At 63.1% G+C, this 23,506-nt stretch carries 11 protein-coding genes; 6 read left to right on the plus strand and 5 right to left on the minus strand.

Going from position 1 to position 23,506, the window contains the following annotated elements:
* Positions 1 to 414 precede the first annotated feature (414 nt).
* The 4 genes from ugpC (at position 415) to JS541_RS12335 (ending at position 15,387) form a co-directional block, all read left to right on the plus strand.
* Positions 415 to 1,542, plus strand: a complete 1,128-nt coding sequence (gene ugpC, locus JS541_RS12320; protein WP_214374783.1) for a sn-glycerol-3-phosphate ABC transporter ATP-binding protein UgpC — start codon at positions 415 to 417, stop codon at positions 1,540 to 1,542.
* A 158-nt stretch (positions 1,543 to 1,700) separates the two neighbouring features.
* Positions 1,701 to 3,125: a DUF4032 domain-containing protein gene (locus JS541_RS12325; protein ID WP_214374784.1), complete on the plus strand. Its 1,425-nt coding sequence runs from the start codon at positions 1,701 to 1,703 to the stop codon at positions 3,123 to 3,125.
* Positions 3,126 to 3,682: 557 nt separating this feature from the next.
* Positions 3,683 to 11,056, plus strand: coding sequence for a Cna B-type domain-containing protein (locus JS541_RS15055; protein WP_214374785.1), 7,374 nt, complete (start codon positions 3,683 to 3,685; stop codon positions 11,054 to 11,056).
* On the plus strand, positions 11,053 to 15,387 hold the full coding sequence (locus JS541_RS12335; protein ID WP_214374786.1) for an InlB B-repeat-containing protein: 4,335 nt from the start codon (positions 11,053 to 11,055) through the stop codon (positions 15,385 to 15,387). Before JS541_RS15055 ends, JS541_RS12335 begins: the two co-directional genes overlap by 4 nt.
* Before the next feature lie 942 nt (positions 15,388 to 16,329).
* Here JS541_RS12335 and rlmB read toward each other — a convergent pair.
* Positions 16,330 to 17,325: a 23S rRNA (guanosine(2251)-2'-O)-methyltransferase RlmB gene (rlmB, locus tag JS541_RS12340; protein WP_214374787.1), complete on the minus strand. Its 996-nt coding sequence runs from the start codon at positions 17,323 to 17,325 to the stop codon at positions 16,330 to 16,332.
* 84 nt (positions 17,326 to 17,409) lie between these two features.
* Here rlmB and JS541_RS12345 point away from each other — a divergent pair, with 84 nt between their 5' ends.
* Entirely contained in the window at positions 17,410 to 18,774 is a 1,365-nt protein-coding gene (locus JS541_RS12345; protein WP_214374818.1) for an MFS transporter, read from the plus strand.
* 114 nt (positions 18,775 to 18,888) lie between these two features.
* Here the strand turns inward: JS541_RS12345 and JS541_RS12350 are convergent, their stop codons facing one another.
* The 4 genes from JS541_RS12350 to JS541_RS12365 form a co-directional block, all read right to left on the minus strand.
* The gene (locus JS541_RS12350; RefSeq protein WP_214374819.1) at positions 18,889 to 19,143 is read right to left on the minus strand and encodes a Txe/YoeB family addiction module toxin; all 255 of its coding nucleotides are present in this window, start codon (positions 19,141 to 19,143) and stop codon (positions 18,889 to 18,891) included.
* Positions 19,143 to 19,412 carry a type II toxin-antitoxin system prevent-host-death family antitoxin gene (locus JS541_RS12355; protein WP_214374788.1) on the minus strand — a complete coding sequence of 90 codons (270 nt, stop codon included), beginning with the start codon at positions 19,410 to 19,412 and terminating at the stop codon, positions 19,143 to 19,145. The genes JS541_RS12350 and JS541_RS12355 overlap by 1 nt, the downstream gene beginning before the upstream one ends.
* Positions 19,413 to 19,752: 340 nt before the next feature.
* Positions 19,753 to 20,115, minus strand: coding sequence for a hypothetical protein (locus JS541_RS12360; RefSeq protein WP_214374789.1), 363 nt, complete (start codon positions 20,113 to 20,115; stop codon positions 19,753 to 19,755).
* The gene (locus tag JS541_RS12365) at positions 20,112 to 20,444 is read right to left on the minus strand and encodes a hypothetical protein (protein WP_214374790.1); all 333 of its coding nucleotides are present in this window, start codon (positions 20,442 to 20,444) and stop codon (positions 20,112 to 20,114) included. Before JS541_RS12365 ends, JS541_RS12360 begins: the two co-directional genes overlap by 4 nt.
* 370 nt (positions 20,445 to 20,814) lie before the next feature.
* On the opposite strand from JS541_RS12365, the gene JS541_RS12370 reads away from it, so the two are divergent.
* Positions 20,815 to 23,415, plus strand: a complete 2,601-nt coding sequence (locus JS541_RS12370; RefSeq protein ID WP_346428315.1) for a prolyl oligopeptidase family serine peptidase — start codon at positions 20,815 to 20,817, stop codon at positions 23,413 to 23,415.
* Positions 23,416 to 23,506: the final 91 nt, after the last annotated feature.

The raw sequence follows: 23,506 nt of genomic DNA on the forward strand, positions 1-23,506 counted from the left end.
AAGTGGAACGCCAAGAGCGACACCCGAGGGGGCGGAGGGAGGGTAAGAGGTGGATAAGGGACAGGGTTCGGGCGGATGAGGGCGGCTGGGTGTGGTGATGGGGCGGCTGCCGGGGCGAAGGACGATCCGACAGCCGCGGCGAATTTGTTCGACGATTGGACGAAATGCGGAATCTTATCGATGAGATTACAAAAATGGCGGAAACACGCCGAAACACACCGTTGACGGAACGCACTCGGCGTGTATAGTAGAGCTTGGCTCAGCGAAGAGATCTTCAACGAACCGAAGATAACTGAACGCCGCGGTTTGGGACTTGGCCGATGTGGGAAGTCACGGACCAACGCACAGTAACAACCCAACATCCCTTTACAACGGATCGTGAGACACGTACCTGTCTCTGAAAGGATAAACATCATGGCAGAAGTCGTTTTCGACCATGTTACTCGTATCTACCCGGGCAACGACAAGCCCTCCGTGGATGATCTGAATCTGGATATCAAGGACGGCGAGTTCCTGGTGCTGGTTGGCCCGTCTGGCTGCGGTAAGTCCACCACCCTGCGCATGCTCGCTGGCCTGGAAGAGGTCAACAAGGGCCGCATCCTCATCGGTGGCAAGGACGTCACCACGATGCAGCCGAAGGACCGCGACATCGCTATGGTGTTCCAGAACTACGCTCTGTACCCGCACATGACCGTGGCCGACAACATGGGCTTCGCCCTGAAGATCGCCGGCACTCCGAAGGACGAGATCCGTAAGCGCGTCGAGAAGGCCGCCGAGATCCTCGACCTGACCGAGTACCTCGACCGCAAGCCGAAGGCTCTGTCTGGTGGTCAGCGTCAGCGTGTCGCCATGGGCCGTGCAATCGTCCGTGAGCCGAAGGTCTTCCTCATGGATGAGCCGCTGTCCAACCTCGACGCGAAGCTCCGTGTCCAGACCCGTACCCAGATCGCTGCTCTGCAGCGTCAGCTGGGCGTCACCACCCTGTACGTGACCCACGATCAGACCGAGGCTCTGACGATGGGCGACCGCATCGCCGTCATCAAGCTCGGCATCCTGCAGCAGGTCGGCGCCCCGACCGAGCTGTACGATCGCCCGGCCAACGTCTTCGTCGCCGGCTTCATCGGCTCCCCGTCGATGAACCTGAACACCCACCCGGTGGTCAACGGCAAGGCGAAGATCGGTGAGGACACCGTGGATCTGCCGGCCGAGGCCGTCAACAAGCTGACCGCTGAGGACGGCGGCAAGATCGTCGTCGGCTTCCGTCCGGAGGATGCCTCCCTGGCCACCCCGGATGACCCGAACGCCTTCTCCCTGAAGGTTGTCAACGTCGAGGATCTTGGTTCTGACGGCTACATCTACGGCAACATCATCACCGATGGTTCCGCCGCGGAGGCCTCTCAGGTCATGTCCGACCAGAACAAGCTCACCACGATTCGTGTGAACCCGCGTGCGCTGCCGAAGGTCGGCGAGACCGTCAAGATCAAGATCGACCCGTCCAAGATGCACCTGTTCGCTCCGTCGACCGAGCTGCGTCTGAACTAGTAGATACTTGGTACGGAGAGATAACCGTACCAACCATTAAACGAGGCATTCTCTTCCTCTCTTAGGCCTCGTTGGAAAGGCCCCGCGTAGTAGCGGGGCCTTTCTTGTACCTAGGCTGCCCGCAAGCCGTTCCGCCTGTACAAGTACGATGGAGTGCTATGGAAGTTAACGATTTGTCCCAACTGGACCCGCGCGCCCTCAAGGCCACATCCGTCAAAGCCGAGGATGCGTCCGCCGAAACGCCCGAGCCGCAGGCGCTGAAGATCACCGCCGCCAGCTCGAACCCGAAGATGTTCACCCTGCCGTGGGAGAAACCGCTCGCCACCTGGCCGGCCGAACTGCTCGCCAACCTGCCGCGAGGCATCTCCCGCCACGTCGTGCGTTTCGTGCACGTGGGCGACGAGGTGTACGCGATGAAGGAGATCACCCGTCAGGTGGCCGAGCGCGAGTACGAGCTGCTGCGCCGTCTGCAGAAGCTCGACCTGCCCACCGTCCAGCCGATCGCCGTGGTCACCGGCCGTCACACGCACGACGGCGAGCCGCTCGAAGCGATCCTCGTCACCAAGCATCTCAAGTTCTCGCTGCCGTACCGTGCACTGTTCGCCCGCAACCTGCGCCCCGACACCGCCGAGCGTCTGATCGACGCGCTGGCCGTGCTCATGGTCCGCCTGCATCTGGCCGGCTTCTACTGGGGCGACGTCTCGCTGTCGAATGTCCTGTTCCTGCGCGACGCCGACGCGTTCTCCGCGTTCCTGGTCGACGCCGAAACCGGCGACCTGCACGTCAACCTGACCGAAGGCCAGCGCGAGTACGATATCGACCTCGCCCGCACGAATATCATCGGCGAACTCATGGATCTGTCGTCCGGCCGACTGCTGCCGAGCGACGTCGACGAGATCGAGGTCGGCAACCGGCTTGCGGACCGCTACCACTCGCTGTGGAGCGCGCTCACGGACACCGACAAGTTCAACCCGGACGAGATGTGGAAGATCGAGAAGCGCGTCAACAAGCTCAACGAGCTCGGCTTCGACGTGGATGAGCTGGAGATGAAGACCGCGGAGGACGGCAAGCGCGTGCTCGTGCGGCCGCGCGTGGTCGACGCCGGCTATGCGTCGCGCAAGCTGCTGCGTCTGACCGGCCTCGACGTGCAGGAAAACCAGGCTCGCCGCCTGCTCAACGATCTGGATGCGTACCGCGCGTCGACGTGGCGTGAGGGTGAGGAGCTGGAGATCGTGGCGACGGATTGGATGCGTGAGGTGTACGAGCCGACCGTGCGCATGATCCCGCGCGAGTACCGTTCGCAGATCGAACCGGCGCAGTTCTTCCACGAGGTGCTCGACCACCGCTGGTTTCTGGCGGAGAAGGCCGGCCACGACGTGCCGATGGCCGAGGCCGTGAAGAGCTACATCGAGAACGTGCTGCCGCAGTACAAGCTCGACAAGAAGGACGTGGACGCGCTGAACGCGGAGGCCGATTCCGGCGTGGTGGACGACGAATACACGTACAACGAGGCCGGTTCGTCGTATGACGACGACGGCTACAACCCGGACGACGACCCGGACGCGGCGGTGTGGGCTCACTGAGTTGTTGGGCGCGAAGACCAGTGGACTTCGCGTAGGCGAGCTTTGAGGGAAGTTCGGCGAGCCTCACGCAAGCGGACCTGAGTCCGTGAATACGTGCCATTTCGACCGATCGAAGCGAGCGGAGAAATCTTCCGATCCTTGGTGATGTGGAAGGTCTCTCCGCTCGTTTGCGTTTGACCGGGCGCGCGAAGGGATACGATGAGACGCGTGAAGGGGCGCGATAAGACGCGACACGCGGTCGTGTCGCGATGCGTGTCGCGGGGATGCATTACGCGATGCCTACGTTCGCAATGGTTGGAGCGCTATTATGCAATTGCAGCAAGTACTGCAAATGACAACATTTGCAGATCGGCGGAGAAGAGGGGTATACTTCGCCGTAAGGCCATAGGTGGGTCTTGGAGACGCTAGAGCAGGCACAATGCTCAACGGAGAAGGTGCTGTAGGGAGCAGATATGACGAAGTGGAAAGCTCACAGGATGTGGCGATCAATTCTGCAAACGATTGCAAAAAACTGGCGTAACTTCAGTGGGAAGCCAGTGCAATCATTGGCAGTACCTGTGTCATCACCCCATGCCGCAACGTACTTTGCGTCCACCGTTGCGGATCCCGTATCAACAGGCGATCCTGCTCGCCGTGCTGCGGCATCCTCCCTATCGTCAACGATCTCGTCCGTCGCCACATCCCGTAACGGTTTCTCCCGCACCCGCACCCGCACCACAGCCGCCCTGCGCACCGCGGCCATCCGCGCCGCCGCGCTCCTCGTCGCCCTCGCCACCCTCCTCGCCGGTGCCATCGTCGGCCCGATCACGGCCCAAGCCGCCACGCAGTACACCATCGGCTCGGACATCGCCCCGATCAACAAGGACTCCACCTCCATCACCATCAACGGCAAGTCGTATACCACCGGCATGAAGGTCAACTACAACGACCCGATCCACGTCGATCTCCACTGGACGGTCAGCAACGACGTCAAGGTCGAACAGGGCGACACCTTCACCTACGACCTACCGGCCGGGCTCACCTTCGAATCCGGCAAGACCTACGTCATGTACGGCGACGACGGCACGGAGCGCGGCACGTTCGTGGTGAACGGCAGCCGTCTCACCGCCACCTACACCCGCGCGGAAGCGGCTGGTACCGACATCAAGGCGTATGTGAAGCTCGACGGCGTCATCGCCAAAACCGACAAGGATGACGGCTCCGGCGGCAAGAAAACGTTCGAGTTCCCCGGCATCGGCAACCTCGAATTCGATGTGAAGCCCATCCATCAGGTCACGGCGCACAAGAGCGGCGCCGTCTCCACCAACGATCCAAGCGTCTACTACTTCGTGGTGGACGTCACGTCGAACGGCACCAACGACAACGTCCGCTTCAACGACACCATGGGCGACCTGCTCACGTACAACAAGGACGTCAAGATCTACACCGATGCGAACTGCACGCAGGAATACACCGGTTCGTGGAGCATTCTCAGCGAGTCCGACCATGCGTTCAGCGTGAACGTCAAGCATATGGACGACGGCCAGACGCTGTACGTCAAGTACGGCACGACCATCAACCGCAAGGACGTGGTCGAGGCGTCGAAGAAGTGCCAGAGCTTGGGCGACCAGGCCTCCTGCCAGATGGTGAACAACAAGTTCGAGTACTATAGCGACGACGACACCAACCACAAGACCACCGAGAAGCAGATCCTGCTCAACAACACGTGGGGCGTGACCAAGACCGGCACGCAGAAGGACGGCAAACTGCAGTGGACGATCGTCATCCAGCCCGGTGACGATTCGGTGACGAACGGTTTCACGATCAAGGACGTCCTCGGCGCTGGTCTGGTGGAGCCGAGCGATGATACGGCGGTGAAGGTCCGGTATTCGGATAACAAGTGGTATGCGGATGACAGCCAGACCACCACTATCACGTGGGGCGACCTCAAGAACGGCACGGCCAAGTTCCCGTATAAGACGGACTATGCGGACGGCTCGCACAAGCCGTACGCACGGTACGAGATCATCTACACGACGGCGGTCAAGGATGCCGATAAGCCTGCCGCCGGTTCCGGCGAATCCAAGGAGTTCAAGAACAACTACGAGTTCAATCCCGGCGATGGCAGCGACACCAGCAAGGGCGACGGCTCCGGCACAGTGACCGACGACTCCATCGGCCTGTCCAAGCAGTACGTCGGCGATGAGGACGCGCTCGACAACTTCAAGTGGGTCACGACGTTCACCGCGAAAAGCGATCTGCCGGCCGGCGCCGTGCTGACGGATCGGCTGGACTGCAACGGCAGCACCACCAGCAGCAACAACGGCACCACGACGGTCACGCCATGCGCTGACGCGAACATCGTCGGCGACTACCAGCAGTTCCCGAGCACCGATGCAGGCAACATCACGATCTACACTGATGCGGCTCGTACGCAGCGATACGACGGTACCGTCGAGGCGAAGATCGCCGACGATCTCAAGTCGTTCACGTTGACGTTCAAGGACAAGCTGGACAAGGGCACGACGCTGTACATCGCGTACTCGACGCGCGTCAAGGACGCGAATAAGCTGCCCGCCGACCGCAAGTTCTACAACACCGCGATATCGGCCGGCAAGACCGCGACCGCCACGCATCAAGGCGGTGCCGACAACATGAACAAGTCGACCATCGAATACTGGGACGGCGGCGACCCCAACGGCGCCAAGCCGCACGATACCGGCATCCCGCGCTGGAAGCTGCATGTCCATGACATTTCGGCGAACGTGTCGTCGGTGGTCATCACCGACACCATGCCGAAGAACACGACGTACGTGTCCGGTTCGCTGCGCGTGGAGGACGACAACTACACCAAGTACAGCGGTGTGAGCGTGGTCGACAACGGCGACGGCACGTTGACGTTCACCATCGCCAAGGGCAGCGCCGCGTTCGCCCGTGCGCAGACGTCGGCCGGTCTGAACATCATCTATGACACGAAGATCGCCGATATGAGCCAGGCGTATAAGGATCAGCAGTACGGGTGGCTGAAGCTGACGAACTCGGCGAAGATCACCGTTGACGGCAAGGCGCAGATCGAGGATCATGCCGAGTTCTCCGTCGAGCTTAAGGATGTGCTGACCAAGGATGGCAAGTACGACAAGACCACCGCGCCGTACATCAACTACACAGTCAAGGTGAACTCCGGTGCGAAGGAACTCAACAACGGCAATACGCTGACGTTGACCGATACGCTGGGTGCGGCGCTCGCGTTGCGTATGGACAGCGTGGTGATCTCGGATACGAATACCGGCGCGGAAGTGCTGGGTGCCACGTATGCGTACGATCCGGTGACGCGGCAGATCACGTTCCGGCTTCCCGACAAGCGCGCGATCACGATCACGTACAAGGCGTCGGTGCAGCTGGCTCCGGGACAGGATTTCGGCGATCTCGGCAGCAACCGGATCGTGCTGGAAGGTTTCGAGAACAGCGGCGGCGACAAGACCACGAACCAGACCGGCAAGGTGACCGAGGCGCAGGGCGGCATGTCCGACAGCTCCCACGCGCTGCAGATCTACAAGTACGCCGACGGCGATTCGACCAAGCCGCTGAACGGCGCGAAGTTCACGGTGGAAGCGTTGACGGTGGATAAGTCCGATGCCGATAACCCCAACGCGTGGAAGCAGACCGGTGCAGAGACGATCACCGGCAATCTCCAGTCCGGCACGTCCGGCTATACGCAGACCGTGGGCCTGCGTGCCGACACGATCTACAAAGTGACCGAAACAACGGCGCCGGAAGGCTATACGAAGTCCGATACGCCGTTGTACGTGGTGTTCCCGGGTCAGGACCAGGACAAGGGCGTGGACTACTACACGGGCAAGACGGTCGACGGCCAGCCGCTCACCGTCGCCGCGGCCGGCAACGTCACGCTCCAGACCTACCTGTGGCCGGTGAGCAACGACAGCGCGGCGAAGGGCAAGTTCAAGCTCGACAAGAAGGACGAGCAGGGCGCATGGGTCGCCGATGCGGAGTTCACGCTGACCAAGGACGGCGACTCCACGTTCAAGCAGGTGCAGACGACCAAGAATGGCGAGTCCCTGCTGTTCGAGAACCTCGCCCCGGGCACATATACGCTCACCGAGACCAAGGCTCCGAAAGGCTACACGAAGGTCGATCCGATCACCGTGACCGTGTCGAACGCCGGCAAGGTGATCGTCAACGGTAAGGAAATGTCCGACAAGGACGGCGAGCACCTGACCGTGACCGATCGCAGCGACGTCACGTCGTTCCGCGCCACCAAGGTGTGGGACGACAACGAGAACCAAGACGGCGGCCGTGGCACGGTCGTGTTCCACCTCATGAAGTCCGTTGGCGGCAGCGACCTGGTTATCGTGCCCGGTCAGGATCGCACGATCCCGCCGAGCGCCGACAAGACCACCGTGGAATGGAACAACCTGCCCGTGCGCGAAGGCGGCAAGGAAGTCACCTACTCGGTGACGGAAACCTACACCGCGGCGGACGGCGACAAGGGCGAGTACACGCAGGGCGAGCCGCAGTGCACGACCAACGCGGCCGACAACGTGCGCGAATGCGTCATCACCAATACGCACACGCCCGTCACGACCAAGATCGGCGTCACCAAGGTGTGGAACGACGACAACAACTCCGACGGTTCCCGTCCGGACAGCGTCACCGTGCAGCTCTACGCCAACGGCAAGGCCATCGAGGGCAAGACCGTCACGCTGAACGACGGCAACAAGTGGAAGGCCGGCTTCACCGGCCTGCCCAAGTACGCCGACGGCGAGCCGATCGTCTACACCGTGCAGGAGACGCCGGTGCCGAACGGCTACACCGTGGCCGTCACCGGCAGCGCGGACAGCGCCAAAGGCTTCACCGTCACCAACACGCACTATCCGGACAACACCAAGGTCTACCTCTCCAAGCGCGACCTCGGTGGCACCGAGATCGCCGGAGCCGAGATGAAGCTCACCGGCAAGCTGGACGACGGCACGAAGTTCAAGACGGAGACGTGGACGAGCAAGGCCGGCGAGTCGAAGGAATTCGCGCTCGAGCCCGGCACGTACACGCTCACCGAAACCAAGGCGCCGGCCGGTTACTACAAGGCCGACCCGATCGAGTTCACCGTCACCCGCGACGAGCTGACCAAGAAGCTCGAGGTGCGCGTCAAAGGCCAGGTGCAGGACGGCAACGTCGTCGTGATGACCGACGTCTACCAGCCCACCGACGTGCAGGTCTCCAAGGTGAGTCTGACCGGCGGCGTGGGCGAGATCGCCGGCGCGACGCTCACCATCACCGGCACCACGCTTGCCGGCAAGACGATCGACCCGTTCACGTGGACGTCGCGCAAGGGCAAGACCCAGACTGTCACGCTGCAGCCCGGCTCGTACGTGCTGCACGAAAGCGAATCCCCGTCCGGCTACCTGCCGGCGCGCGACATCGCGTTCACCATCGCGGTCGGCGGCAAGATCACCATCACCAGCGACGACGAGGACGTGCTGAACGGCAGCACGATCACCATGACCGACGAGCTCAACAAGACCGACGTGACCGTCTCGAAGGTGGCCGTATCCGGCGTGGCCGAACTGCCGGGCGCGCAGTTCAAGCTCACCGGCACCACGTTCGAGGGTGACGACAGCCCGTTCAGCGGCGAGGACTTTAAGGACTACCAGGAGTGCTCGGCCGATTCGGCCAAGGCCACCGACGCCGCCGCGTTCGACTGCCGCGACGCCAGCGGCCGGTATCTGCAGTGGCAGACCAAGGCCGGCGGCCCCACCACGTTCAAGCTGCCCAACGGCACCTATACGCTCACCGAAACTAAGGCCCCGACCGGCTACGACGTGATTAACACGACGATCACGTTCACCGTGCTCAACGGCAAGGTGATCGTGGACGAGAAGGCGCAGAACGGCAACATGATCCGTGTCGAGAACGCCACCAAGGCGTACACGAGCGTGTCCGTCACCAAGCGTTGGGAGGACAACGGCAACTCCGACGGCTACCGCAAGGATAAGGACGGCGTATACAAGCTCAAGGTGTTCGCCATCCTGTACCGCAACGGCAAGGCGATGGCCGACGTGGACCAGTGCGGCACGGATTCGTATGCCAGCGAATACTGCGTCGAACTGAATGTAAAGAACAACTGGACGTACGACTGGACCGGCCTCGACCGCAACGATGATCAGGGCGAACGGTACAGCTACACCGTCGACGAGAAACTGGTCGACGTCAACGCCGACGAGCACAACGCCGACAAGTACCATCAGACGATCGTCAAGAAGCAAGGCATCGACGGCGCCGAGTTCACGATGTACAACATCCACAAGCCGGACGCGCAGGACATCGAACTGGTCAAGAACTGGGACGATAAGAGCGACCAGGACGGCAAGCGTCCGCAGTCCATTCAGGTGACCGTGAAAGGCACCAGCAAGCGGCCGAAGACCGACGGTACCGAAGGCCAGGAGGAGTACACGGAAACGCTGGTCGTCACCGACCTGAAGATGCCGGAGAACAATGACGATCCCAATACGTGGAAGTGGACGCTCGAGAACCTGCCGAAGAACAACGCGTACGGCAACCCGTACACGACGTACACGGTGACCGAGACAGCCGTGGCGTACTACAACGGCTACGACGAGCATCTCAACTGCACTGTCGGCGAGAAGAAGGACGGCTGCAACGTGACGTTCACGGAGCAGAAGGCGACTGGTGACTCCAAGACCCCGGTCTACGAGATCACCAACACACATACGCCGGAAACGGTGAACGTCGCGGTGAACAAGGTGTGGGACGACACGAACGACTTCAACGGCCTGCGCCCGAAGCGCGTGACGCTGTGGCTGCTGTCGAGCGTGTGGCAGGATTCCTCCGGCAAGAACATCGTGAACGGCTGGCCGACCCCGCAGGCTGACAAGTGCGAATCCAGCAACAAGAACGTCTACGGCGTGAGCTGCATCGTGCTCGACAAGAACGGCGAGGTGAAGGATACGTCGGCGAAGTCTGATTCAACCGGTGACACCGGCACATCCGGTGACGGCTCGGACTCGTCTGTAGACACGCAGTCCGCAGACGCCGACGAATCGACCGGCAACTCCGGCAGCACCGACGTGACCGCGACCGACAACAACACATGGTCGTACACGTTCACGAACCTGCCCAAGTACTACAAGGGCAAGGAGGTCGTGTACACGCTGACCGAAGAGGCCGTGAATGACTACACCGCCTCGACGGTGGAGGTGTCCAAGTCGGCGACGACGGATGGCCAGTCCGATCAGACGGCGACCGTCGCCGAAGGCGACACGGCCGGCGGCGCGTCGACGGAACCCAAGGCCGACATCACGCTCACGCTGAAGAACACGGATACGCCGGACTACACCCAGCTCGACGTCACCAAGGCGTGGGTCGACAACGACAACAGCGAGAACAAGCGTCCAACCGAAATCCACGTGCAGGTGTACGAGGTGACGACCGGCAAGCTCGGCACCACGGCCACCGCGTTCTCGGACGCGGCCGGCACCGGTGATACCGGCACGGTGACGCCCGGCATCTCGTTCACGCAGAACACCAACACGACCGGACTGGTGAAGGTCGAAGGCCAGAAGGCCACGCTGAGCGAGTCCAACAACTGGCACGCCACCTTCACGAACCTGAACGCGCACAAGCAGTACACCGTGCGCGAGGTCGATGCCAACGGCAACATCATCGCCGCGGTCGACGGCTACCAGCCGCCGATCATCACCGGCAACCAGGACGGCAAGGGCTACACCATCACCAACACGATCATCCCGACGCTGCCGAACACCGGCGGCGAAGGTCTCGCTCGCACGATGCTGTTCGGCCTCGCGTTCATCGCGATCAGCGGCGCGTTCCTGGCCAGCCAGCTGCGTGACGGCAACGGCATGATGATCGGCGGCACGCGCCGCAATAAGCACGGCAAGAAGGGAGGCGCCCGATGATCGGGAGCGTCAGGAAGATAGCGGCCGCGCTGATCGGCGTGGCCATGGCGATCAGCGGTGCCGCGGCCACCTCGGTCGCGGCGGTTGCCGACGAGACGGACAAGACGACCGCCACGCAGACGACCGTCACGCAGACGACCGCCACCGCGAAGGCGCTGAACAACAGCGACGTCACCATGATCGCGTTCCAGCAGTCGTGGAAGACCATCGCCAAGGAATGCACCGAGGTGTACGGTCCCGAAGGCGTCGGCTACGTGCAGATCTCCCCACCGCAGGAATCCATCCGCGGCGCCGAATGGTGGACGGTCTACCAGCCGATCAGCTATTCGCTCAACTCGCGTTTCGGTACCGAGGACGATCTCAAGAACATGATCACGACCTGCCGGGACGCCGGCGTGCAGATTATCGCCGACGTGGTGCTCAACCACACCTCCGGCCACGATGTGGCCTGGGTCGACGATCAGGTCGGTGTGGCCGGCACCGTGTACAACGGCACGTATGGCCGTTACCCGGGCATCGGCATCTACCAGTACGAGGAGAACGGCAACAACCACCAGTACGGCCTCCCCTCCGGCGACTTCCACTCGTGCCGCGACGACATCAAGGACTACACCAACGTGCGTGAGGTCCAGGAATGCCGACTGCTGACCATGTGGGACATCAACACCGGTTCCAGCCACGTGCAGGACATCCAGTCCGACTATCTTGCGCATCTATGGAACATCGGCGTACGCGGCTTCCGTATCGACTCGTCCAAGCACATCAGCACCGCCGACCTCGCCGGCATCAAGGCCAAGCTGGCGGCGAAGATCGGTGTGCCGACCAGCGCCATCCCGTTCCAGCAGGAGGTCATCTACCATCCCGGCGAGGCGAGCGAACTCGCGCCGGGCAACTACACGAGCAACGGCGACGTCACCGAATTCTCGTACGCCACACAGCTCAAGCAGTACTTCAACGACGACATCAGCCGTCTGCAGTACATCACGAACGGTCTGCTGCCCAGCGACAAGGCCACCGTGTTCGTGTCCAACTGGGATACCGCACGCGGTTCCGAAACGCTGACGGCCGAATCCGGCTCGCGGTACGAACTCGCGAACGCCTTCATGCTCGCGTACGACTACGGCAAGCCGAAACTGATGTCCGACTACTACTTCACCGAAGACCAGCAAGACGCCGGCGCGGAAGGCACGACCGAAACGCAGGCGCCGTACGTCGATTTCGACACGGTCTGCACGGCGAGCGGCAACTCGTCGTCCGTCGCCGTCGCCGCATCCGAGATCACGCGCAAGCAGGGCGACTGGCTGTGCGAGCAGCGTTGGGCGTCCGTGCGCGGCATGATCGGTTTCCACAACGCGGTCGCCGGCACGTCCGTCGCGAACTGGCAGAACAACGGCACCAACAACATCGGCTTCGCGCGCCGCGACTCGACGACCGGCGAGGACAAGGGCTTTATCGCGATCAACAACACGCTGCAGGAGCATCAGGAAACGTATAAGACGAACCTGCACAACGGCATCTACTGCAACGTGTATACGTCCAGCACGAAGTGCGACGAGGTCGAGGTCAAGGGCGGCCAGTTCACCGCGACGATCGGCAAGCGCTCCGCCGTGGCGATCTACGACGGCATGACCAAGGACGATTGGAAGGGCTACGGCGACAAGGGCACTACCGACTCCGGCTACGACGATGAGGTGGCCACCGGACGCATCGGCGACACCGACACCACGATCTACTACAAGCCGAGCGCCGATTGGGGCGAGAACGTATACATCCAGTACGCGTCCGGCAGCAACCTGCCCATCGACACCCCGGTGAAGATGACGAAGGTCTCGGCCTCAAGCGACTCGTGCGCGGACGCCGACGGCTGGTACCAGATCACCATCAAGGACGTGACGTCGCAACGCTTGCGCTACCGGTTCACCAACGGTAACGGCACGTGGGACTACCATAACGGCACCACGAACGACGCAGAAAACGGCGTCTGGTACGAGAATGCGGTCGGCACGGTGCTGACCGCGATCGAGAACCACGACGAGACGATCGGCGTGCCGTTCACCTGCGCCGTGACGCCGCAGACCACGTTCACCGTGCACTTCAAGGCGGCGAACGACACGCAGAAGAAGGCGACCGGCGTGGTCGTGTGGGCGGATGGCCTGGCGGCCGAATACCACGCGTTCAACGCGACCGAGAACGACGGCACCATGCGCATGACCACGACGCTGAAGGGCGACTACACGAAGGTGCAGTATCGCATTGTCGGTTCCGCTTCCACCGACGAGGGAGCTGTCGCCGGCACGTCCGATGCGTACGCTGCCGCAGTGATCGACTACCACTCCGGCAGCGTGCTGGCCAAGGTGCGCGGCTCGATCGAATCGTGGGTCGAGCAGAACGTCGCCTACGACAAGTCGTCGGAGGCGCGCGATCCGGCGACGACCCCTCAACCGAACGACGTGAAGAACCCGAAGAAACTCACCATCACCGTGCACTACATGCGCGCCGACGCCAACTATCAGGAATACAACCTCGATAAGGACGCGTGGAACGGCTGGGATCTGTGGACATGGTCGGGCGAGCAGACCGGTTCCGCGGTGAAGTTCACCGACCACGACGACTACGGCATGATCGCCACGATCGAGTACATGCAGGAGACGAAGGGCAACCGCAGCCCCGAGTTCATCGTGCGCAAGGGCGGCGACTCGTGGAGCGGCAAGGATCCGGATGCGGATCGACTGGTCCCCGAGTCGGCGATCACCGTGGAGGCCGGCCAGACGAACACCGGTACGGCCGAGATCTGGCTCATCGGCGACGATCCAACGATCTACACGCATCGCCCGGCCGTCTCCGGCGTGACGTTCAAGACCCTGTTCGACTGGAACGTCAGCCCGCAGACGGTGCCGTACGGCGGCACGGTCGCGGAACTCGACCCGCGTCAGGTGCCGCAGCGGCCCGGCTACATCTTCAACGGATGGAGCACGCGCGAGAACGGCTCGACCGGACTGTTCAAGCTCGGCGAGGACGGCACCCCGGTGTATGGACGCCTCAAGCTGTGGGCGCAGTACACCAAGGCCAACCTGGTCAGCTTCGACACTGGTGAGGGCGGCTCGTGGGTTGACTCGCAGACTGTGGCCGACGGCGACAAGGCCACGCAGCCCGCCGATCCGACCCGCGAAGGCTACACCTTCGACGGGTGGTACACCAAGGCCGACGACACCGGTGCCAAGTACGACTTCAACACCGCGGTGAGCGGCGACATGACGTTGTACGCGCACTGGAAGATCAAGGAGTTCACGGTGACGTTCTCGACCGGCGACGGTGGTTCCGCGGTCGCGTCCCAGCGCGTCAACTACGGCGAGACCGTGACCAAGCCGGCGACCGACCCGACGATGGACGGCAAGAAGTTCATCGGCTGGGTGACGGACGACGGTTCCGGCAACGCCACCGATACGCCGTACTTCTTCACCGCCAAGGTGACGAGCGACCTGACGTTGCACGCGAAGTGGGGCGATCCGAACGACACGTACCACATCGTGACGTTCCACGACAATGCCGCGGCCAACGGTTCCGGCGACGTCGCGGACGTGACGGCGGTGTACGTCAAGGCCGGCGAAAAGGTCACGGCTCCGGGCGACGGTTCCGCGCCGACTCGCGACGGGTATCGTCTGGATCGATGGACGAGCGATGCCGCGGGTAAGACGACGTTCGACTTCACTCGCGAGACCGTGACCGACGACCTCGACCTGTACGCGCAGTGGGTGAAGGTGTGGACGCTGTCGTTCAACCTCAACTACGACGGCGCGCCGATGATCGACCCGCAGACCGTGGACGAGGGCATCGCCACCAGCGACCATGGTGCCGTCGAGCCGACCGTGCCGACCCGCGACCGGTACAAGTTCGCGGGCTGGTACACCAGCAAGGATCTGACCGACGACTCCAAGTTCACGTTCGGCACCAGCACGGTGACGGCCGACACGACGCTGTACGCCAAGTGGGAGAAGAGCGGTGACGTGTGGACGATCACGTTCGACCTTAACGGCGGTGAGCTGCCGACCGATGCCGGAACCGAGCTGAACCCGCAGCAGGTGTACGACGGCGAGAAGCTGCTCAAGCCGACGAAGAACCCGGTGCGGAAGGACCACACATTCCAGGGCTGGACGACCGTGCGCAACGACGCCCTCGCCATGGGCAAGGACGACGGCACCGGCAGGTTCACCGGCGGCAGTGCCTTCGGCTTCGAGTGGAACAAGGACACCAACCGGTACGAGAGCAAGATCCCGATCGACCGTGACGGCACGCTCTACGCCCTCTGGTCCGAGAACTCGGCCACTAAGTAGCGGAGTCTGTCCCATCCCGATAGGCAGCGGCGGTGAACGGGTATCCCGTTCATCGCCGCTCTGCGTTCATCCCTCCGCCAGCGGCAACACGCCCCGCCTTCCCGGGCATACGGCCGGTAATGACCACGAAACCGGCCGTATGCCCGGGAAGCGCGTCTGCGGGCGCCCGCTGCTCCCTCGAAGCGTGCGTTTCTCCCGGGCTTGCTGCCGGTTTGAGAGGTGAAAACGGCTGTATGCCCGGGGAAGAGGTGGTTATGTTTCCGCTCGCGGCGTGTGTTCCGTTCCTTCCCGGGCATACGGCCAGTAACAGCCACACAACCGGCCGTATGCCCGGGAGGGTGTGCCGGGTTCCCGGGCTTACTGCCGGTTTCGACTCCTAAAACGGCCGTATGCCCGGGGAGTGCGTCTGAGGGTGCCCATGTTTCCCTCGAGGTGCGCGTTCCTTCCCGGGCATGAGGCCGGTTTGAGGGTTGAAAACGGCCGTATGCCCGGGGATGGGTGGTTGTGTTCCCCGTGGTGGGTGTCCCGTTCCTTTCCCCGGGCATATGGCTGGTAAAGGCCGTAAAACCGGCCGTATGCCCGGGAGGGTGTGCCGCCTTCCCGGGCATACTGCCGGTTCCGGCTCCTAAAACGGACGTATGCCCGGGGAGTGCGTCTGAGGGTGCCCATGTTCCCCTCGAGGTGCGCGTTCCTTCCCGGGCATGAGGCCGGTTTGAGGGTTGAAAACGGCCGTATGCCCGGGATGAGTGGTTGTGTTCCCCGTGGCGGGTGTCCCGTTCCTTTCCCCCGGGCATACGGCCAGTACGGACCGTAAAACCGGGCGTATGCCCGGGAGGTTGTGCCGCCTTCCCGGGCATACTGCCGGCCTGATGCAAAAAACGGTCGTGACCCGACATCAGGTGCCGGGTCACGACCGTTTTTGTATGTTGCCTTAAACTGGGGTCACGCCTGCGCGGCGGCGGCCTCGCGGCGGGCGCGGGCGACCGCGTACAGGCTGATGCCCGCGGCGACCGACGCGTTGAGCGACTCGACCATGTTCGAGATCGGGATGCCGGCGATCGAATCGCACGCCTCGCGTACAAGACGGCTCAGGCCGCTGCCCTCCGAACCGAGCACCACCACGAGCGGATCGGTTTCGAAACCGGTCTCGCCCACCATCGCGTCACCGCCGCCGTCAAGGCCGACCACGTAGTAGCCGCGTTCCTTGAGACCGTCGATCGCCTTGTTCAGGTTCACCACGCGTGCCACCGGCATGTGCGCGGCCGCACCGGCCGACACCTTCCATGCCGCCGCCGTCACCGAAGCGGAACGACGTTCCGGCAGAATCACGCCGTTCGCGCCGAACGCCGCCGCCGAACGGATCACCGCGCCGAGGTTCTGCGGGTCGGTCACGCCGTCCAGCGCGATGAACAGCGGACGCGCGTTGATACGTGCGGCGGCCGAATTTGCGGCCTCCATCGCGCGCGACTTGCGTTCGGCCTGCTCGACCAGATCGGCCAGTGCGGAATACTGGTACGGCTGCACCTTGAGCACCACGCCCTGGTGGTTCGAGGAGTGCGCGATGCGATCCATCTCGAGACGGTCGGCCTCCAGCAGATGCAGACCGTTCGCGCCGGCCAGCTTGACGATCTCGCGAGTGCGGTCGTCATGTTCGATGCGCGCGGCGATGTACAGTTGCGAGCTCGGCACGCCCACGCGCAGCGCCTCGAGCACCGCGTTGCGGCCGATGACCAGATCATCGGAATCCGACGTGAACTTGGCCGCGCGACGGCGTGCAGCCAGTCGCGGATCGGCCATCTGACGGCGCTGTGCGATCTTCTTCTCGCGATACGCCTTGTGATACACGCGGTCCTCGGCCTTGGGAGTCGGCCCGTGCCCGCGCAATGCATTACGATGCTTTCCACCCGACCCCTTGGTCGGTCCTTTCTTAATAGCCATAGGTGCCATTCTCCCAGCACCCCGCGCCAAACGCGGTGTGCCGGCATATGCGGGCGTAATAGGATGTTTCCCGTGAAACAATCGATGACGCGACGCAATATCTTCGGACTGCCCCTGCTGTTCTGGGGCCTGTGGCTGGCCCTGCTGATCCTATGGATGGGGCGCTTCGTCATCTCGTTCATGTCGATGTATCTGGTCAAAGACCTGCACGTCGACGCGGGCGTCGCCGGCACGATCGTTTCCATGTACGGATTCGGCGGCATCTTCGGCTGTCTGTTCGGCGGTTCGCTGTCCGACCGGTTCGGCCGTCAGTCGATGATCATCAGCGGCGAGATCGGCGCGGCGATCATGCTGATCATCCTGTCGTTCATCGACGATCCGTTCGTGATGGGCGCGATGCTGCTCGTCTACGGTGCGATCTCGTCCATCCCGACCCCGGCCATCGCCGCGTACATCGCCGACGTCGTGCCGATGCGCGCGCAGAAACGTGCGTACACGCTGCAAACGTGGGCGGTCAACTTCGGGTTCGCGATCGGCCCGATCATCGCGAACCAGCTCGTCAAGATCTCGTACACGCTGATGTTCTACGCGGAGGCCGTCATCCTCGTCGTCGCGACGGTCATGCTCATCGTCTTCTTCCACGAAGCCCGCAAACTCGCCGGCCGCGGCGCGGCTGCCGATGTCATTTCGAGCGACGGCGAAGCCGAAGTCGAGAAATCTTCTCCAAGTCCGGCCGCGTCAGCCTCGGAAGATCTCTCCGCTCCGCTTCGCTCCGGTCGAGATGACAGGGGAGAGGGGCGATCCGATCAATCCGCAGAGCAGCCCGTCTCGATGCTCGACAACTACCGTCGCGCGCTCACCGACTGGCCGTTCATGTCGATGGTCGTGTTCATGTTCTGCTATACGATCGCGTACTTCCAGCTCACCAGCGGCCTGCCGATCGCGCTCACGCAGCTCGGCATGGGCACGGACCAGTATTCCGTGCTGCTCACGATCAACGGTGGCATGCTGTGCCTGCTGCAGATCCCGTCGCTCGCCGTGTTCAACCGCATGAGCAACACGCGCGTGCTCGTCCTCGGCATGCTCATGACCGCGGTCGGTTACGCGTTCCAGATCGGCGCGACCACATGGCACGGCTTCGCGATCGCCGCCGTGCTGTGGACGCTCGGCGAACTCGGCACATTCCCGATCGCCGCGACCACCGTCGCGAACCTCGCCCCGGCGAACGCGCGCGGCACGTATCAGGGCCTGTACAACCTCGTCTGGTCGCTGTCGAACGGCGCCGCGCCGCTGGTCGGCGGCTGGATGATTTCCCGCTTCGGCAGCCGCACGCTGTGGATCTGCTGCACGGCGATGTTCCTGCTCGTCGCCGCCGGGTTCGCCGCGACCAAGGGCGCTCGCGAACGCGCCGTGGCCCGCAACCTGCGTGAAGCCGACCTCATCGGGTGAGTGGCTCGTTCTGTTCCGCAGTTGCTTTCCGTGCGGCGTGCGAGGCGACGGTGTTGGACCGTAGTCGATTGGCATCGCGCGGTTGCTTCCATCCGATGTCGTAGCCGCGCGCGTCTAGTAGTGGTCTTTCGCGGACAGAATACACAGTCGGTCGCCGTCGACCGTGTAGATCAGCCGGTTTGCCGCGTCGATGCGACGTGACCAGGCGTTGTCGAATATCCACTTAAGCGGTTCCGGCTTGCCGATGCCTGCGAACGGGTCGCGCTGCATGTCTCTGATGAGTGTGTTGATGCGTTTAAGCGTTCGTTTGTCCTGTGATTGCCAGTACAGGTAGTCGTTCCACGCGTCGTCCGTCCAGCACAGCAGCATCATTCATCCTCCGGTTCAATGAGGTCGTGCTGCGCGCCGCCGCCCTGCTCGAGTTGCGCGATGCCGCGCGCGACCTTGCTGCGCAGATACGGGTTTTGCGCCACTCGCGCCGATTCCATAAGCGAATCGTAGTCGTTGACGCTCATGACGATCACGTTGTCTTCGGGGTTGACGTTGGTGACCAGCAGCATGTCGGCGTCTTCGTTGACCTTGCGCATGTATGACTTGAGATTGTTGCGGAACGCGCTGTACGACACTGCCTGCACCATGTTGATCTCCATTCGCGGCGGCGATAGTGATTGTACAGGATATTGTACTATGTAATGTGGTGCGGGGTTGGGCGGCGCGATGCTGCGGGGCGCGTGAATCGGTACGGTTGTGGCGGTCATGGTCGTCGCTCCTTCGTCGATACGGCTGCGGGCCGGTTTCGGCTGCGCGATGTCCGATGACCATATCCGATACCGACTTCCCCGCGCAAGCCAAACCGGGGTATGTGGTCGAAAGGTATCGGGTTATCCACACCCGGCGTGTCTGTCCACATTTGTTGTGGATAACCGACTGTTCGGCCTCGCTCAATTTGTGGATAAGTCCGGCGGATTGTGTCGGAGTCTATGCCAACGCTCGATCGATGAGTTCGTTGATGGCTTCCTCTCGCGTGAGGTGATGCGTCTGCGCGTAAACGAGGAGCTTCTGTTCGCGGGTGAGTCCAGATTGCGCGAGGCTTTGGCCGAGTGCCTGCCGCGTGTATTCGCTCGGTGTGATGTGCTTGATGTTGGCAGCGGCCTCCACGAGCGTCCACAGCTCGTCCGGAACGCGGATGGTGTGGGCCTTCATATCGACGCGACTTGGCGGGAACGGATCCGATTCGCGGGTGAGCGTGCAATCCGGGAACCCGTCCTCGGCCTCCTGTGCCCAGCGTTCGACCATTTCGTCGGTGATGGGTGTGCCGTCTTCGGCCAGATACTGCTTCATGCTTGACTCCATTCTTTGAAGAATCCTTTGGTCAGATAGTTGGCGTGAATGATGAGCGGTGCCTTGTCCGCGGTCTTGACATACACGAGTTCGATCGCACGGCGCTGCTGGTCGAATCCGACGGCCGCCCAACGCGGCGGATCGGCGTCGTGATCCCGTGCGCGGATGCGGGCCGGGCCGATGCGCGTGACGAATGCCGACTCGATCTGCGCACTCGTCAACCCGTGTGCGGTCAACGCGTGCGGGTGGATGTCGATATCGGGTTCCTGATGATCATCGTACCATGCCGTATGACGATTGTCATACATTGGGAATGGGCTGTCGGTCATTGATCGTCCTTTCGCGTCGGTGCGGAATGGACGATGACTGTACGTATCAGCTGGTCCCCGCGCAAGCCAAACCGGGGTATGTGGTCGAAAGGTATCGGGTTATCCACACCCGGCGTGTCTGTCCACATGTGTTGTGGATAACCGACTGGCGTCTTTTGTGGCGATTGTGGATAACTCTGATGATCGTGCCGGCGATGCTGCGATGTCGCCGTGCTGTCATGTGCGATATCCACGGAATAGTGATCGTTAACGCGGGTGTGCGGGCGGCGGGGTAAGGTGGCGCGGTATGAGTGAAGATACTGCTGTGAACGGCGTCAACAACGACGCCGCGACGAATACCGATAATGTCGTCAACGGCACCGCGGTGAATATCAATGATGCCGCCGCCGTCAACGACGCGATCGCCGCGTTCCCCAAACTGCGTGCCCGCACGCTGCGTTTCGGCTGCGGCGCGCCGCGCTCCGCACAGGTGATCGGCGACGGCACCCGCGCCCTGTTCCTGCGCTCGGACGGCCCCGAAGACCTCGTAACCGCGCTGTGGCTGAGCGTGATCTCCCCAGACGGCACGCATCATGAGGCCAAACTCGCCGACCCGCGCGACCTGCTCGCCGATGCGGATTCCGAGGACGTGCCGGCCGAGGAGAAGGCCCGCCGCGAGCGTGCCCGCGAAGGTGGCATGGGCATCGTGAGCTACTCGGTCGATGCTGCCGGCCGCCGCGTGGTCTTCACGATCAACGGCCGTCTGTTCCTCACCGAAATCATTGACGGTACCGCTCTCGATGACGCCCCGACCGCCCGCACGCGTCAGCTTGCCGCACCCCAGCTCGACACCGACGACCAGTGGATCTACGGCCCGGTCCTCAACCCGCGCATCAGCCCGGACGGCAAGCACGTGCTGTACACGACTGGCGAGCATCTCATCCTCATCGACATCGCCGACTGGGACGATGCGCAGGCCGTCGCCGATCAGCCGGCCGGCGAACTCAACGACGGCGTGTTCGTCGCCGCGGACAATGCGGAAGCCGCGCTGCTGGAAGGTACGATCGCCGCGGACGACGACGAGACGGTGGCCGGCGACCGGATCGGCTCGATCTGGAGTGTGTGCGACAACGATCGCAGCGGTGACAACGATGGCGAACATGTCGCCGAAAACACGTGGAAGATCGGTCTCGCCGAGTTCGTCGCAGGCGAGGAGATGGACCGCTATGACGGCTTCTGGTGGGGGCCGGACTCGCGCCACATTCTCTTCGAGTCGTTCGACATGTCGCCCGAACCGATGTGGTACATCAGCGACCCGGCCAACCCCGACCATCCCGCGGACGGCCGCCACTACCCGCGCGCCCTCACGCGCAACGCCGACACGCATCTGACCGTCGCCGAGCTCTCCTTCGATGACAACGATCGCTACTGCGGCATCGCCGGTGCGTCCGTCAAGTGGGATCGCAAGACGTACGAATACATCGCCGCCGTCAACTGGAACAAGGGCCACGATCTGATCGTGCTCGTGCAGGATCGCTGCCAGCGCAATGATCAGGTGCTCGCGGTCACGGTCGATGGCGCGCAGTCCGGTGCGACGCGCGTGCTCGAAACGCACCACAACGACCAGTGGATCGACCTCGTGCACGGAACGCCAACGTTCGCGCCGGACGGTCGACTGATCTGCCCGCTCAACGATATGGACACGGACACGAACCGGCTGACGGTCGACGGCCGGCCGTTCACGCCGGCCGGCTGGAACGTGCGCGACTTGCTCGACGTGACCGATCACGACGTGCTCGTGCGCGTGCAGCGCGAACCCGATCTCGCGCCCGACGTGCCGGCCGCGTGGGCCGACGGCGACGCGGCAGGTGTCGCGGACGAGCGGCTGGTCGGCGGTCACGACGCTCGCAGTTTCGACGTGGTGAGCATTGCATACGATGGCACGGTCACGCCGGTCACCACTGCCCCCGGCGCATGGACGGCCTCGCGCGGACCGCGCGGCATCGTCGTGTCCGGTCACGACATGACCCATCTCAAATCGCAGATGTGGCACGAGACGATCGCCCCGCAAACCGGCGACCAGCAGCCCGCCGGCCCGAGCGCAACCCAACCGCGCCGCTTCGAGATCGCGAACCATGCCGCCGAACCGGGCTTCACCGCGAACGTCACGTTCATGCGGCTCGGCGAACACCGCCTGTACACGGCCATCATCGCGCCGAGCGCCAGCAGCCCGTACGCGCACGCCGAGCAGCTGCCGGTGCTCATGAAGCCGTACGGTGGACCGGGATTCCAGCAGGTCATCGCGAACCAGTACATGTACTGGGAAGCGCAGTGGTGGGCCGATCAGGGATTCCTCGTGGTGACGGCGGACGGCCGCGGCACCACCGGCCGCGGACCGAAGTGGGACCGCGAGATCTTCGAGAACATGAAGGACGTGACGCTAGCCGACCAAGTCGATGCCGTGCACGCGCTGCCTGACGCGATCGCCGCGCTCAACGCCGACGAATCGCTGCGCGCCGGCAACGACACCGGCGACAGCGCCGCCCGCCCGGCCATCCCCGCCCCCGACCTTGACAAGGTATGCATGATCGGCTGGTCGTACGGCGGCTTCCTCTCCGCGCTCGCCGTGCTGGACGCGCCCGACGTGTTCAAGGCCGGTTGCGCCGGCGCCCCGCCGACCGACTGGACGCTGTACGACACGCATTACACCGAGCGCTATCTCGGCCTCGACCCCGAGGTGTACGCGCGCAACGGCATCGTGCAGGATGCGCCGAAACTGCATCGCGCGCTCATGCTCATCCACGGGTTCGCCGATGACAACGTCACCATCGCGCACAGCCTGCGACTGAGCCAAGCGCTCATGGCCGCCGGCCGGCCGCACACGTACCTGCCGCTCACGGGCATCACGCACATGACCAACGACGAGACGGTGGCCGAGAACCTGCTCACCCTCCAGCGCGACTTCCTGCGCGACGCCCTCGACCTGTGCTAAGCCGTGAGCCTTCTAGCGGAAAACGGACGCTGGGACGCCCCCTAGCGACCGTTTTCCGCGAGAAAAGGGCCGCTCCTAGCGGGAAACGCCC

Origin of the sequence: Bifidobacterium sp. SO1 (assembly GCF_018555335.1) — a bacterium.
Taxonomy (GTDB): domain Bacteria; phylum Actinomycetota; class Actinomycetes; order Actinomycetales; family Bifidobacteriaceae; genus Bifidobacterium; species Bifidobacterium simiiventris.

What these genes read in the sequence shown, in the direction of transcription:
- JS541_RS12365 (WP_214374790.1), bottom strand. Translation starts at nt 20,444, where the DNA reads ATGACCGACAGCCCATTCCCAATGTATGACAATCGTCATACGGCATGG.
- JS541_RS12350 (WP_214374819.1), bottom strand. Translation starts at nt 19,143, where the DNA reads ATGCTGCTGTGCTGGACGGACGACGCGTGGAACGACTACCTGTACTGG.
- ugpC (WP_214374783.1), top strand. Translation starts at nt 415, where the DNA reads ATGGCAGAAGTCGTTTTCGACCATGTTACTCGTATCTACCCGGGCAAC.
- JS541_RS12360 (WP_214374789.1), bottom strand. Translation starts at nt 20,115, where the DNA reads ATGAAGCAGTATCTGGCCGAAGACGGCACACCCATCACCGACGAAATG.
- JS541_RS12335 (WP_214374786.1), top strand. Translation starts at nt 11,053, where the DNA reads ATGATCGGGAGCGTCAGGAAGATAGCGGCCGCGCTGATCGGCGTGGCC.
- JS541_RS12345 (WP_214374818.1), top strand. Translation starts at nt 17,410, where the DNA reads ATGACGCGACGCAATATCTTCGGACTGCCCCTGCTGTTCTGGGGCCTG.
- rlmB (WP_214374787.1), bottom strand. Translation starts at nt 17,325, where the DNA reads ATGGCTATTAAGAAAGGACCGACCAAGGGGTCGGGTGGAAAGCATCGT.
- JS541_RS12325 (WP_214374784.1), top strand. Translation starts at nt 1,701, where the DNA reads ATGGAAGTTAACGATTTGTCCCAACTGGACCCGCGCGCCCTCAAGGCC.
- JS541_RS12355 (WP_214374788.1), bottom strand. Translation starts at nt 19,412, where the DNA reads ATGGTGCAGGCAGTGTCGTACAGCGCGTTCCGCAACAATCTCAAGTCA.